General features: G+C 70.5%; 8 protein-coding genes. 5 read left to right on the top strand and 3 right to left on the bottom strand.

Annotation, left to right across the window (positions count from 1 at the left end; translation table 11 throughout):
- Window positions 1-21: 21 nt before the first annotated feature.
- Window positions 22-1,173, bottom strand: coding sequence for a UDP-N-acetyl glucosamine 2-epimerase (locus HDA40_RS07965; protein ID WP_253753489.1), 1,152 nt, complete (start codon window positions 1,171-1,173; stop codon window positions 22-24).
- Window positions 1,174-1,425: 252 nt separating this feature from the next.
- On the opposite strand from HDA40_RS07965, the gene HDA40_RS07960 reads away from it, so the two are divergent.
- Genes HDA40_RS07960 through HDA40_RS07945 form a run of 4 tightly spaced genes read left to right on the top strand, consistent with a single transcriptional unit; the run spans window position 1,426 to window position 7,333 of the window.
- Window positions 1,426-2,553 carry a hypothetical protein gene (locus HDA40_RS07960; protein WP_253753487.1) on the top strand — a complete coding sequence of 376 codons (1,128 nt, stop codon included), beginning with the start codon at window positions 1,426-1,428 and terminating at the stop codon, window positions 2,551-2,553.
- 1 nt (window position 2,554) lies between these two features.
- Entirely contained in the window at window positions 2,555-3,319 is a 765-nt protein-coding gene (locus HDA40_RS07955; RefSeq protein ID WP_253753485.1) for a DUF6182 family protein, read from the top strand.
- The gene (locus HDA40_RS07950) at window positions 3,312-4,973 is read left to right on the top strand and encodes a GH3 family acyl-acid amido synthetase (protein ID WP_253753483.1); all 1,662 of its coding nucleotides are present in this window, start codon (window positions 3,312-3,314) and stop codon (window positions 4,971-4,973) included. Before HDA40_RS07955 ends, HDA40_RS07950 begins: the two co-directional genes overlap by 8 nt.
- The gene (locus HDA40_RS07945; protein WP_253753481.1) at window positions 4,970-7,333 is read left to right on the top strand and encodes a hydroxymethylglutaryl-coenzyme A reductase family protein; all 2,364 of its coding nucleotides are present in this window, start codon (window positions 4,970-4,972) and stop codon (window positions 7,331-7,333) included. The genes HDA40_RS07950 and HDA40_RS07945 overlap by 4 nt, the downstream gene beginning before the upstream one ends.
- A 716-nt stretch (window positions 7,334-8,049) precedes the next feature.
- Here HDA40_RS07945 and HDA40_RS07935 read toward each other — a convergent pair.
- On the bottom strand, window positions 8,050-9,663 hold the full coding sequence (locus tag HDA40_RS07935; protein WP_253753479.1) for an MFS transporter: 1,614 nt from the start codon (window positions 9,661-9,663) through the stop codon (window positions 8,050-8,052).
- Window positions 9,660-9,908 (bottom strand): hypothetical protein, encoded by a 249-nt coding sequence (locus HDA40_RS07930; protein WP_253753477.1) that lies wholly within the window; start codon window positions 9,906-9,908, stop codon window positions 9,660-9,662. Before HDA40_RS07930 ends, HDA40_RS07935 begins: the two co-directional genes overlap by 4 nt.
- A 273-nt stretch (window positions 9,909-10,181) precedes the next feature.
- On the opposite strand from HDA40_RS07930, the gene HDA40_RS07925 reads away from it, so the two are divergent.
- Window positions 10,182-12,965 carry a cation-translocating P-type ATPase gene (locus tag HDA40_RS07925; protein WP_253763591.1) on the top strand — a complete coding sequence of 928 codons (2,784 nt, stop codon included), beginning with the start codon at window positions 10,182-10,184 and terminating at the stop codon, window positions 12,963-12,965.
- Window positions 12,966-13,098: the final 133 nt, after the last annotated feature.

Genomic DNA, 13,098 nt, shown 5'->3' with positions numbered 1-13,098 from the left:
CCCTTGTCGGTGTGCGAGCGTTTATCGGTGGGTGAGCGAGGCGTTCTGCCGGGCGGCCGCGGAGTCGGCGAGGATGCCCGCGAGCACCTCGCTGATCCGGGTGCTGACCGACGTGTCCCAGTGCTCGGGCACCTGCGCCGGGCGCCGCGGCCCGCGTACCGCCTGGTCGGTGGCCGCGAGGGCGAGCCCGACGTCGAAGCCGGCGAACGCGTTGGTGCCGTGGCTGACGGTCTCGGGACGGGCGGTGTCGACGCCGACGGTGACGCAGGCGACGCCGGAGACCGTGGTCTCCTCCTGCATCCCGGCCGAGTCGGTGACCACACAGGCGGCCGAGGTGAGCAGCCGGCCGAAATCGTGGTAGGGCAACGGGTCCAGGTAGCGGACGCCGTCGACGGCGAGCAGGTGCGGCGCGGCCAGGGTCAGCAGCTTGTGGCAGCCCGGATGCAGCACCCACACCACGCGTTCCTGGCCGGCCAGCTTGTGCACCAGCTCCTCCAGCCAGGTCTGATGCTGCATGGTCGACGCCTTGTGCACCGATAGCAGCACATAGGAGCCGGGCTCCAAGCCGAGGTCGGCCGGGTCGGCCGCGGCCCGGCGCTCGTCGGCTCCGAGCAGGAAGCTCTCGGTGTGGGCGTTGCCCACCAGCCAGATCCGTTCGCCGGAGATGTTCTCGCGGAGCAGGTTGCCGACCGCACGCCGGGACGGCGCGAGGTGGAAGTCGGCCACGGCGGTGATCATCCGGCGGTTGAGTTCCTCGGGCTCGTCGCGCACATGCGAGCGCAGCCCGGCCTCCACGTGCGCGACCGGGATGCCGTTGCGGGCGGCGACCACGGCTGCGGCCAGCGTCGAGTTCACGTCGCCGACCACCACCGCGAGGTCCGGGTCGCCGGATCGGGCCAGGTAGCGGTCGATCACGGCGACCAGTGAGGAGAGCCGCTCGCCGTCGCGCTCCGCGTCCGGCGCTCGCAGCACCTCCTCGACGCGTATGCCGAGCGTGTCGGCGTAGGACAGGCCCATCCGCCCGGCGGCGTGTTGTCCGGTGTGGACGACACGCAGCCCGGCTCCGGCGTCGCGCAGCGGTGGCGCGGCGAACGCGCGGACGAGCGTCGCGGCCTTGGGCAGGTTGGGTCGGGCTCCAATGAAGAGAGTGACGTCGTGGGCGATGCCCGCCATTACGGCTCCTTTGTCGCACGCGATCCGGTCGCCGTGAACAATAGCCGGAACAACAATTGTCGGCTACCCGGAATTTCTTTGTCAGACAGGTATTCGAGGCATCTCTCATAAGAGACGCAAGACAACCTAGAATGCAATTCTGTGATTGCTGGCGTACGCATCGCCTTGCTAATTTCCGGCGGTCGGCGCGCCCGGTCGGGCCCGTCGGCGCGGGCCGCCCGAGGGGCGGTCGATCCGAGGAGAGGCAGGCAGATGAACGATGCGCCGGTGACGGCCGACCTGGCGTTGGCGCCGGTCACGATCACGCCGACCAAGCCGCTGACGCCCACTCACGTCAAGGGGCTGCTGTGGCTCGACGTGATCCACAAGAGCACCCGGGAGATCCGCCCGGTCACCTACGTGTGGAATCCGCGGATGTCCACCCTCACCGCCCAGACCGCGGCCTATTGGGAATTCCTCGACCGAGCGGTCGGCGCCGTCGACTGGTCGGCCTGCTCCGAATCGGAACTGGGCGAGTTGTACGTCCGATCCAATGCGGCGGGCGTACGCCCCACCGGCGATTCATTGCAACCTTATTTCGAACGGGTGGAGAAAGAGGGCTGGATTCATCCGGCCAGCGTCCGGCTCATCGACCTCTGGAAGGAGCAGCTCGACCTGCTCAACGTGGCCGATCCGGGTCTGCTCGACCCGGCCGAGCTGACGCTGACCGCCGACGACGTGCTCGACGTCCTGCGTGAGCATCAGCTCACCATCGACCACCGGGGCATCGGCGGGCCGGTCTACCTAGACGGCACGATCTGGGGCCTGCCAGTGCGGCAGATCGTCGACGAGGAGGGCGTCGCCAACTACCTCGTCCCGGTGTTGCGGGAACTCATCCCGATCGGCGCACGGCATCAGCGCGTGGTCCTCGTCTACGACCAGGAACTCATGCAGGACTACATCCTGCTCGACAAGGTGCTGACCGCGCTCGGAGCCGCCGTGACCCGGCTGGCCCTGGGCCGGGTGCCGATCGACGGCGTCGTAGCCTCCAGCCGGCACGGCGGCTGGGAGGGCAAGACCCTGTCCGACCTGGCGGACGCCTGCCTGCGACATGTGGACGTGCCGACCTACCGCCTCGGCATGCGCATCTACTTCATCGCCATGCTGGAACGCGGCTGTGCCAAGTCGTTCCAGCCCGAGCTGTTGCGGCGCTCGATGGTGCGCGCCGAACGCATCCTCGGCGAGACCGGCGACGCCGAACCGGACGGCGGCGGTCCCGAGTTCCTGCGGCGGCTGGCCGTCCCCGACGGCGGCTACGTCGACCCGTACCGGCTGACCACCGGCTTGCTCGACCGCCGCCGCCGGGTGCCGGCCGGCCTGCTGACCACGGTGTTCGGCTGACATGGACGAACAACAGCTGCTCGGCCGCCTCCTGCTCGCCCACTACGAACGGGTCAGCCGTGGGCTCGCCGACGACGCCGAACCCACCGCGCCGCCCACGCCGCGTACCGTGCCCATGGCGCCCATGGCGCCCACGATGACCGGCTACCGAGTCTCCGCGGTCATCGGGACGTTCGATCTGCGTACGTTCGTCACCGGGGCGCTCGGCTTCGCCGCCGCCGTCCCGGAGCCGGCCCGTGACCCGTGGTACCGCTCGTTCACCCGCGCGGTCTTCTTCGCCGGCAACCCGGACAGCGTCGCCCGCCGGTTCCCGTGCGACCACGTGACCGACGGCATCGCCTGGCTCGGCCCGGCCCCCGACGATCCCAAGAGCGCGCTCAGCCGGGGCCTGAAACTCCTGCGAGCGCCCGCGCCCTGCACCAGCCTGCCCGGCACGCTCACCATCACCGTGCCGGGTCCCCCTGGAGAGCCCACCGCGGCCACCGGGAATCGGCATCGCCTGGACATCGCCGTCGGCGGCGTCACCGTCGCCGAGTACCTCGTGCACGTCCACCACGTGCTCTGCGAAGCGGTCCTTCGCCGGACACTGCGCCCCGGCGACGAGCTGACCATCGCCCACGTCGACCGCCTCACCGTCGACGAACACCTCGCCACGGCGACCCACCTGCGGATCTCCGACGATCCACACCAGACCGGGAACCGCCGCCTGTACGCCCGCCTCACCTCCGACGTACCCACGCACTTGAGGGAAACCGCCGATGACTGACATCGATTACACCGACCGCGTACGCGCGGCCAAGCAGCGCCTGCTCAACCGGCTCGCCGAGCCGATGCTGGCCCAGCACGAAGTCCTGCAGGAAGTGCTGACCGCCAACTCCGCCACCGAGTTCGGCACCGAGCACGACCTCGCCGCCGTCCATTCGGTCGACGACCTGCGCCGCCGGGTGCCGATCCGGACGCACGAGGAGTACATGCCCTGGATCGAGCGCGCAATCGCCGGTGAGCCGAAGATCCTCACCGCCGAGGACCCGGTCGTCTACTTCTCGTCCAGCGGCACCACCGGCCGGGAGAAGCACATCCCGGTGACCCGGACGTACATGCGCGACTGCTTCCTGCCGTTCTACTACGCCTGCTTCGCCCGAGTGGTCGAGCACCACCCCGAGGCGATCGCGACGCAGAGCGGTGTGCTGAATCTGTGGCAGGATCCGCACTCGCCGATCGCGCGGACCTCCGGCGGCCAGCCGCACATCGGACCCAGCCAGGTCGACTTCGGCAAGTTCGGCGATCAGCTCGCCGTCGGACCGGGCAACGCCGCGCCGTGGAGCCGGCTGCCCGACGCGTTCACCGACGCCGACCACTGGGAGCGCACCTACCTGAAAGTGCGCCTGGCCGCCGAGTACGACATCCGCTGCGTCGTCACGGTCAACCCCGCCATCGCCGCCGCTTTGCCCTATCAGCTGGAACAGTGGTGGCCCCGGATGGTCGAGGAGATCGCGGCCGGCACCCTCGGCGGTCTGCCGCACCGGTCCCCGAACCCGGAACGCGCCCGCGAGATCGAGCGGCTGGCCGCGTACTTCGGCACGATCCGGCCCGAGCACCTGTGGCCCAACATCGATCTGCTCGTCACCTGGAACACCGCGCTGTCGTCGTTCTACCTGCCGCAGGCCCGCGCGGCCTACGGAGCCGACGTGAGTGTCCTTCCTGGACCTGTCGCGTCCTGTGAGGGCCCGGTCGCGGTGCAGCTGGACCGGCATCCGACCGCCGGGCCGCTGTACGTCACCGGCTGCCTCTACGAGTTCATCCCGGCCGAGGAGGAGATCAAGCCCGGCAGTGCCACGCTGCTCGCCGACGAGCTGCAGCCCGGCCGCGAATACCACGTCGTGCTGACCCACGTCGGCGGTCTCTACCGGTGCGCGGTCACCGACATCGTCCGCGTCGTGGACTTCGTCGCCGGTACGCCCAGAGTCGAGTACGCCGGCCGCAGCCTGCCCGCCGCCGACGTGAAGGACACCCTGCTGGAGCCGCAGCTGTTGCGGGCGCTGTCCGGCGCGCTCGGCGACGTCGGCCTCCAGGTACGCAACGCCACGTGCCGGATGGCGCCCGGCGGACGGCGTTACGAGGTCGCGATCGCGCCGACCGGGGTCTTCACGGCGGACGAGCTGGAGACCCTCGGCGTCGCCCTCGACGCCCGGCTGCGGGCGCAGTCGCCGGGGTACGCCCGGGGCCGGGCCGCCGATCGGCTCGACCCGGTCAGCGTGGTCGCCACCCATCCGCACGCGTTCCTGCGCGAATGGGAGCGCCGAGTACGCCGTGGCGAGCGCCCGCCTCGGGTCAAGGACCGCGTGTTCACCACCGATCCGCAGGTCTGGCAGCGGATCACCGGCGGGCAGCCGGTCGCGATGGCGGGACAGCGGCGATGACCGAGGCGACCTTCGACGTGATCCCCGGCCGGGGCCTGCACACCGAAGCCGCCCGCGCCGATCGGCTGGAGTGGTTGCGGGCACAGAGCGGCAGCGCGCTGGCCTCGCTCGGGCCGGGCCGGATCGACGCCCGGACGCTGGCGGGCAACATCGAGAACTTCACCGCGACCGTGGAGATCCCGGTCGGGCTGGCCGGTCCGCTGCTGTTCGACGGCGGCAACGTCCAGGGGCCGATCGTCGCCCCGTTGGCCACCACGGAGGGGGCCTTGGTCGCCTCGGTCGCCCGGGGCGCCCGCGCGATCACCCTCGGCGGCGGCGTACGCACGCATGTGCTCGCGCAGCGGATGACCCGTGCGCCCGTCTACGGGTTCGCCGACACGGCGGCGGCGTACGCCTTCACCCGGTGGCTCGCCGAGAACACGTCCCAGCTGCGGCAACGGGTGGGGCTGGTGTCGAGGCACGCCAACCTTGTCGACGTCCAGCCCTTCCAGATCGGGCGCTATGTGCACGTCCGCTTCGCGTTCGAGACGCGGGACGCCGCCGGGCAGAACATGACGACTGCGGCGACCTGGAGCATCTGCACGTTCATCAACGACAGCCTGGCCGACGACCCGCTGCTGAAGCCGGAGCTGTTCCAGATCGAGGGCAACCTCAGCGGCGACAAGAAGGTCACCCAACTGTCCATGATCGACGGACGCGGTGCGCGGGTGACCGCTGAGTGCTTCCTCGACCGGGCCACCGTCGCGGCTGTCCTCAAGACGACGCCGGAGGCGCTCGACCGGGCCTATCGCGTCGGCCTGCTCGCCGCGCTGCAAGCCGGCATGCACGGCTACACCGTCAACGCCGCCAACGTCATCGCCGCCCTCTTCGTCGCGACCGGGCAGGACATCGCCTGCGTACACGAGTCGTCGACGGCGATCCTCGGCATCGAGCCGCACGACGACGGGATCCTGGCCACCATGCTGCTGCCCAACCTGATCGTCGGCACGGTCGGCGGCGGTACGCGGCTGACCCAGCAGCGGGACATGCTGACCGCCCTGGGCTGCGCGGGCGAGGGCAACGCCGGCCGGCTGGCCGAGATCGTCGCCGGGTTCGCGCTGGCCCTGGACCTGTCGACGGCCGCCGCCATCACCAGCGGGCAGTTCGCCGACGCCCACCAGCGGCTCGGGCGGCCGCGCGAGGTCCGGTGGCTGCGTCCCGCCGACGTGACGACCGGACTGCTCCAGACCCTGCTCGCCCCGGCGTTGCCCGGCGCGCAGGTCACCTCGGTCACGCTCGGCCCAGCTGTGCAGGGCTCGGGCATCATCACCGACGCGGTCGCGACGGGGGAGCAGCGCAAGCTGCTCGGCGTACTGCCGCTGGACCTCATCGTCCACGATGGCCGGTCTGAGCGGGAGCTGCCGCTGATGGCCAAGCTCAAGCCACTGGACGACGAGGTCGTGGTCGCGATGGCCCGGGTCGCCTCGCTGTGTGGCGACCGGGTCGCCCAGGCCTGGCAGCGGTTCGCCGGCCTCACCGGCATCAAGGACGCCCATCTGCGGGAACTCGCGCTCTACCGGGCCGACCTGCCCGAGCTGGCCTCGATCAGCCCGCGATGCTACGGCGTGTTCGAAGACGCCGGGCGGGAGGCGTACGCGCTGCTGCTGGAGCGGCTCACGCGGACCGAGGTCGTGCTCCTCGACACCGCCGACCGGCCCGAGTTGTGGGCCACGCCGATGGTCGAGGCCGCCGTCGACGGCATCGCCCCACTTCACGGCCGCTGGCTCAACGACACCGACGCCCTGCTCGACCGCGGCTGGCTGGGCTTCGTCCCGGGCAGCGAACATGTCGAGAAGGCGGCCGAACTGTGGCAGGCGCTGTGTGACTTCAACGCCGCCGAGCACCCCGATGTGGTGGACGCCGGTGCCCACCGGCAGATCACGATGCTCATCGACGAGGCCGGCGGCTGGCTGCGCGAACAGGACGCGCTGCCGAAGACGTTGATCCACAACGACTTCAGCCCGCGCAACATCGCGCTGCGCCGGAACGGGCTCGGTCTGGTGGCCTTCGACTGGGAGCTGGCGACGGTCGGTCTGCCGCAGCGTGACCTGGCCGAACTGCTGTGCTTCACGCTGACTCCGCAGGCGACGTCCGAGCAACTGGAGCACTACCTGGAGCGGCATCGGCGCAAGGTCGCCGGCGTGGCGGGCGTCGACCTCGACCCCGGCCAGTGGCGGCGCGGCTTCCGCTTCGCGGTGCAGGACCTGCTGATGACCCGGCTCCAGCTGTACTTGATGTTCCACACCCATCGCGAGCAGCCGTTCGTGCCGCGAGTCTTCCGCACCGCGCGGCACCTGTTGCAGCTGACGGGGGACCGATGACGAGCGCCGCTACGGATCCGCTGGTCGTCGCCCTCGTGGGGATCGACGGCTGCGGCAAGACCTCCGTCGCCCACGAGCTGCGCCGTCAGGCGGGCAGCGAACAGGACGTCACCGTGCTGCACACGATCCGGCCGCACGAGGCCCCCAACGGCCCGCTGCACGAGCTGTCCCGGCAGCTCGAGGAGCTGTCGGCGGCGGCGGATCGGCTGCACAGCCCGCACCTCAAGATCGCGGCCTTCTACCTGCAACTGGCCACCTACGGCCCGGCGCAGCGGCTGGCGGTCGACGCGTGGCGGCCCCGGGTGATCGTCGCCGACCGGCATCCGCTGGTCGACTCGCTGGTCTACCTCCCGCTCTACGCGAAGGCCCTGGCCAGATCCGCGGTCCCGCCCGCACCGCCGCCCGCCGTCCTGCCCGTGGATCCCCTGGTCCTCCTAGGGGTACGCGCCTGGGCGCGCCGCATCGGCTGTGACACGGATCTGTGGCGGCTCGGCGCGGACCTGCTCGCCATGTACGCGTTGCCGCCGGAGGACCTGGTCCGCCACCTCTCCGACACCTTCGCGATCGCCTTGCCGGACATCGTCGTGCTGCTCGACGTGCCACCGGAGCAGGCGATCGCCCGGCTGGACCGCCGGGGCCGCGGCGCGGAGATCCACGAGTCGGCGGCGCAGTTGGCCGCCGTCGCGCGGGGCTACGAACAGGTGCTGGACTGGCTCTCAGGAGTGGGCGTCCTCGTGCTGCGCCTCCGGGAGCCCGGTGGTGTCGCCGAGGTCGCCGCCGCCGTCGCCGCTCAGGCGTACGCCGGACGCCCGCCGGTCCTCGTGCCGGCGGCCGGGTAGCCAGCGGGCGACGATGGGGGTGGCGGCCAGCACGGTGACGGCGAGGATCAGCAACGTGGTCCGCAGCGCCTCGACGAAGGCGGTGTCGGCGGCGTCCACCAGCGCCGGTCCGGCCGGACCGAGCGAAGGCGCGACCGCGTGGGCGGCGGCCAGCGCCTCGGCCGCCGCCTCCCGGGCCGCCGTGGGCAGCCCCGCCAGGTGCGGATCGATCCCGGCCCGGTACAGCGGGGTCAGGATCGATCCGGCGACGGCGATGCCGAGCGCGCTGGCCACCTGGCGAACCGTGTTGGCCGTCGCCGAGCCGACGCTGGCCCGGTCGCGGGGCACGCTGGCCATCACCGACGCCATCGACGGCGCCATCACCAGCGACATCCCGATCCCGGCGGCGAAGAAGGCCGCGCCGACGATCACCAGGGATGTGTGGGCCGTGAGCTGGACCGTGCCGCCCAGCGCACCGGCGGTCAGCACCAGCCCGGCCCCGCACACCGCGCGGAAGCCGAACCGGCGGACCAGGGCGGCGCTGGCCGGGGCGAAGACGAGCTGGGCCACCGCGAACGGCGTCACCAGCAGCCCTGCCTTCAGGGGCGAGAAGCCCCGGACCAGTTGGAGGTAGAACTGGATGAAGAAGAACGCTCCGATGGCCGCGAAGAATACGAGGCTGATGGCGGTGTTGGCGGCGCTGAACCGGGCGTCGCGGAACAGCCGCAGATCCAGCGCGGGTTCGGCGGCCCGGCCCTCCCACCAGACGAACACCGCCAGCAGCACCACCCCGGCGGCCAGCCAAGGCCACGGCCGGGCGTCGTCGAAGCCGTGGTCGCCGCCGTCGATGATGCCGTACGTGAGCGACGTCAGCGCGACGATCGACAATAGCGCGCCGGCGGCGTCGACCCGGGCCGAGGAGTGGGTCCGCATCTCCGGCACGACGAGCGCGATCACCACGAACGCGGCGACCGTCACCGGGACGTTGATCAGGAAGACCGAGCCCCACCAGAAGCGCTCCAGCAGCAGGCCGCCGACGATGGGGCCCAGCGCCACGCCGATGCCGACCGAGCCGGACCAGACCGCGATCGCTCGCGGCCGGTCCGATTCGGAGAAGAGCCCGGTGACGATGGCCAGGCTCAGCGGCATGATCGCCGCCGCGCCCAGGCCCATCACCACCCGGGCCCCGATGAGCTGGGCGGGGCTGTGGGCGTACGCCGACAGCAGCGAGCCGAGGCAGAACAGCACCAGCCCGGCCAGGACTCCCCGCTTGCGGCCGAACCGGTCGCCGAGGGTCCCCAGAGACAGCAGGAATCCGGCGAACACGAGGGTGTAGGAGTTGATGGACCATTCGAGCTCGCTCTGGCTCGCCCCCAGGCCGTCGGCCGGATCGGCGAGCGTGGTCAGGGCGACGTTGAGCACGGTGTTGTCGAGCACCACCGCCAGGAGGCTGACGATCAGCACGCCGAGGACGACCCACCGGCGCGGGTGGTTCTGCGGTGCGGCGGTCACCGCGCCTCCCGCAGTCGGCGCCGCCGCTGCGGTGGGATGGAGGGGAACTGCTCGCCGTTGTTGAACTCCTGCTCCAGGCGGGTGGCCAGCTGCTCCATGTACTGCTCGATCGCGGCCGACATGTTCTCCGGCGCCCGGCCGATGGCGTCGGGCCGGCGGCTGGTCCAGTGCACGGCGGCGCGGAACCGAGCGAAGACCCGGTCGTTGACGTAGAAGCTGCGGTAGCCGTTGCTGTGGTGCTCCACGCGATGTTCGTTTGTTGGTTGCTTTTCAGGACGCACGATTTCACTCCCCCGGACAATGCTGAAACCGACTTCGTCCTTCACGTTAGAACGCGTGTTTTACCAGATCCTTACCAACGGATCTGCGCTGGTGGCGCGCCCGAAATCAGGTATCCCCGGCGATTGCCGGAAGCTTATGGTTGGCGCTTTTTACACGTCGTAACCTCTTGTAATCGTTCTCAGTCGGCCCGCTGTTTCACCCGTGCCGGGTGAGGGTCGCGTACCCCGGCCCCGGTGATGATCTGGAGGGACGAGGGGGTGGGGGCTGTGGTGGTGGACAGCAAGCCCGGCGGGCCGGCGTACGCCCGGTCGTATGCCGACGTCGCCGCAGCCGCCGGAGTGCGACCCGAGCAGGGCCTCGGTTCGGCCGAGGCGCAGGAGCGGCTGGCGAGATTCGGCCCCAACCGGCTGGCGGGTGGGAAGCAGGAGTCGGCGGTCGCCGCGTTCGTCCGGCAGTACCGCGACTTCATGCAGATCATCCTGCTGGCTGCGGCAGTGGTGAACCTGATCGTGACCAAGAGCTGGTCCACGACGATCGTGCTGGCCGGCCTCACCGTGTTCAACGCCGTCATCGGGCTGCGGCAGGAGGCCAAGGCGGAGGAGAGCGTACGCGCGCTGCAGCAGATGATGAAGACGATCGCCCGCGTACGCCGGGACGGCCAGGCGGTCGAGATCGATGCCGAGCAGCTCGTCCCCGGTGACGTCGTGCTGCTGGAGGCGGGCAACCGGGTTCCGGCGGACGGCCGGGTCGGCGTCGCGGCCACCCTGGAGATCGAGGAAGCGGCGCTGACCGGGGAGAGTCTCCCGGTCGGCAAGACGGTCGACGTGGTCCCCGGCGACGACGTCGCGCTGGGCGACCGCACCTGTATGGCGTACATGAACACCTCGGTGACGCGAGGTCGCGGAGAGCTGGTGGTGACCGCGACCGGGATGGACACGGAGATCGGGCATATCGCCCACCTGCTGGCCGGTACCGAGGCGGGCAAGACGCCGTTGCAGAAGCAGCTCGACGGCCTGTCGAAGATCATCGCGACGATCGCCGCGGTGGCCCTGGTCTTCGTCGTGGTGCTGGGGCTGGTGCGCGGGCAGTCGTTCGACACCGTGTTCATCACGGGCGTGGCGCTGGCCGTGGCCGCGATTCCCACGGGCCTGCCCGCGGTGGTGACCGCCCTGCTGTCGATCGGTACGCGGGACATCGCCGCACGCAACGCGATCGTCAAGCGCCTGCCCGCGGTCGAGACGCTCGGCGCGACCTCGGTGATCTGCTCGGATAAGACCGGAACCCTGACGCTGAACAAGATGACCGCGCGCGAACTGGTCATTCCCGGGCAGCAACGGTTCACGGTGAGCGGCGAGGGCTACGGCGTCGACGGCAAGATCACCCACGTCGGCGGGTCCGATTTCGAGCTGGACCCCTACCTGCTGCCGATGGCGCTGTGCGCCGACGCCGTGCTGGACGGCGAGAACCTGATCGGCGACCCCACCGAGGGCGCGCTGATCGTGCTCGCGGCCAAGGGCGGGCTGAACATCGAGGAGACCCGCGCGGGCTTCCCGCGCGTCGCCGAAGTCCCGTTCGACTCGGACTACAAGTTCATGGCGACCTTCCACGAGATGACCGACGACACGGGCAAGCCGGTGATCCGCTGCTACGTCAAAGGCGCGCCGGACGTCCTGATCGCCAAGGCATCGTCCTACCGCGACCCGTCCGGCGCGGTGGTGCCGGTCACGGCCGAGAACAAGACGCTCGCGTCGGCGGCGAACGACCGGATCGCCGCGGCGGGGGAGCGGGTCATGGTGGTCGCGCAACGCGACTTCGACCCGGCCACGTTCGACCCGGCCGCCGATCATCTCCCACACGTACGCGATCTGACGTTGCTCGCGATGGTCGGCATCGTCGACCCGCCGCGGCCGGAGGCCAAGGCCGCGATCGCCGAATGCCGGGCCGCCGGCATCCGCGTACGGATGATCACCGGAGACCATGCGACGACCGCTGCGGCGATCGCCCGGGAACTCGGCATCGAAGGCCGCGCCCTGACCGGAGCGCAGTTCTCGGCGATGACCGACGACCAGCTGCTCAAGGAACTGCCCGGGATCGGTGTGATCGCCCGCGTGGCCCCCGAGGACAAACTCCGCCTCGTCCGCCTGCTCCAGGAGAGCGGCAACGTGGTGGCGATGACCGGCGACGGCGTCAACGACGCGCCCGCGCTGAAGGCCGCCGACATCGGCGTCGCGATGGGCATCACCGGCACCGAGGTGTCGAAGGAAGCCGCCGTCATGATCCTGACCGACGACAACTTCGCCACCATCGTCGGCGCGGTCGAATACGGCCGGTCCCTCTACGACAACCTGCTCAAGTACCTGCGCTTCCAGATGTCCACCCTGGTCGCGTACATCGCGATCTTCCTCGCCGCCGGAGTCCTGAACATCGCGGCCGGCTCGCCCCTGAACCCGATGCAGATCCTGTGGCTGAACATGATCATCGACATCCCGATCGCGATCGCGCTGGGCTTCGACAAACCCACGCCCGGACTCATGCAACGCCCGCCCCGGCCGGTCGGCGCACCCGTGCTGTCGCGCGCCGACTGGATCCGGCTGTGCGTACAGGGGGCGGTCATGACCATCGGTTCGCTGGTGGCGTACCAGATCGGCGACTGGCAGGGCGGACCGGTCCTCGGCGCGACCATGCTGCTCACCACGTTGTCGCTGTTCCACCTCGTGGGCGGGCTGCTGTCCCGCGACCAGGTCGGCACGATCTTCGACCGGGCGGCCATCCCCGCCGCCCAGCAACTGCGCCGCTACGGCATCGCCCTGGTCGCGATCATCGCCGTCACCGCGTTCGACATCCTCAACCGAATCTTCGGCACGACCTCGCTCGGCGGCCGGGAATGGCTGATCAGCATCGGCCTCGCCGCCACCCTGCTCGTCGTGGAAGAGCTGATCAAGGTCGTCGTACGCCGGGGCATGCGAACCGCGCCGGACGCCACCCGGGCGACCGCCGGGCGTACGCCCAAGGCCGCGTGACCCCACGTCGCTTCTCCGACCGCCGGTTTACGTCATGGCGTATTCCGGCTGCGGTGAAGATCTTCCATACATTCCGATAACTGCGCGACTCTCTTCAGCGGGCGCCCAAACCCCCCACAGCGTCTGTTGAAGG

Origin of the sequence: Hamadaea flava, assembly GCF_024172085.1 — a bacterium.
GTDB lineage: Bacteria > Actinomycetota > Actinomycetes > Mycobacteriales > Micromonosporaceae > Hamadaea > Hamadaea flava.
Note: the sequence above shows the minus strand (reverse complement) of the source record. Positions and strands in the feature narration are given on the sequence as shown.

What these genes read in the sequence shown, in the direction of transcription:
- HDA40_RS07945 (WP_253753481.1), top strand. Translation starts at nt 4,970, where the DNA reads ATGACCGAGGCGACCTTCGACGTGATCCCCGGCCGGGGCCTGCACACC.
- HDA40_RS07925 (WP_253763591.1), top strand. Translation starts at nt 10,182, where the DNA reads ATGATCTGGAGGGACGAGGGGGTGGGGGCTGTGGTGGTGGACAGCAAG.
- HDA40_RS07960 (WP_253753487.1), top strand. Translation starts at nt 1,426, where the DNA reads ATGAACGATGCGCCGGTGACGGCCGACCTGGCGTTGGCGCCGGTCACG.
- HDA40_RS07955 (WP_253753485.1), top strand. Translation starts at nt 2,555, where the DNA reads ATGGACGAACAACAGCTGCTCGGCCGCCTCCTGCTCGCCCACTACGAA.
- HDA40_RS07965 (WP_253753489.1), bottom strand. Translation starts at nt 1,173, where the DNA reads ATGGCGGGCATCGCCCACGACGTCACTCTCTTCATTGGAGCCCGACCC.
- HDA40_RS07950 (WP_253753483.1), top strand. Translation starts at nt 3,312, where the DNA reads ATGACTGACATCGATTACACCGACCGCGTACGCGCGGCCAAGCAGCGC.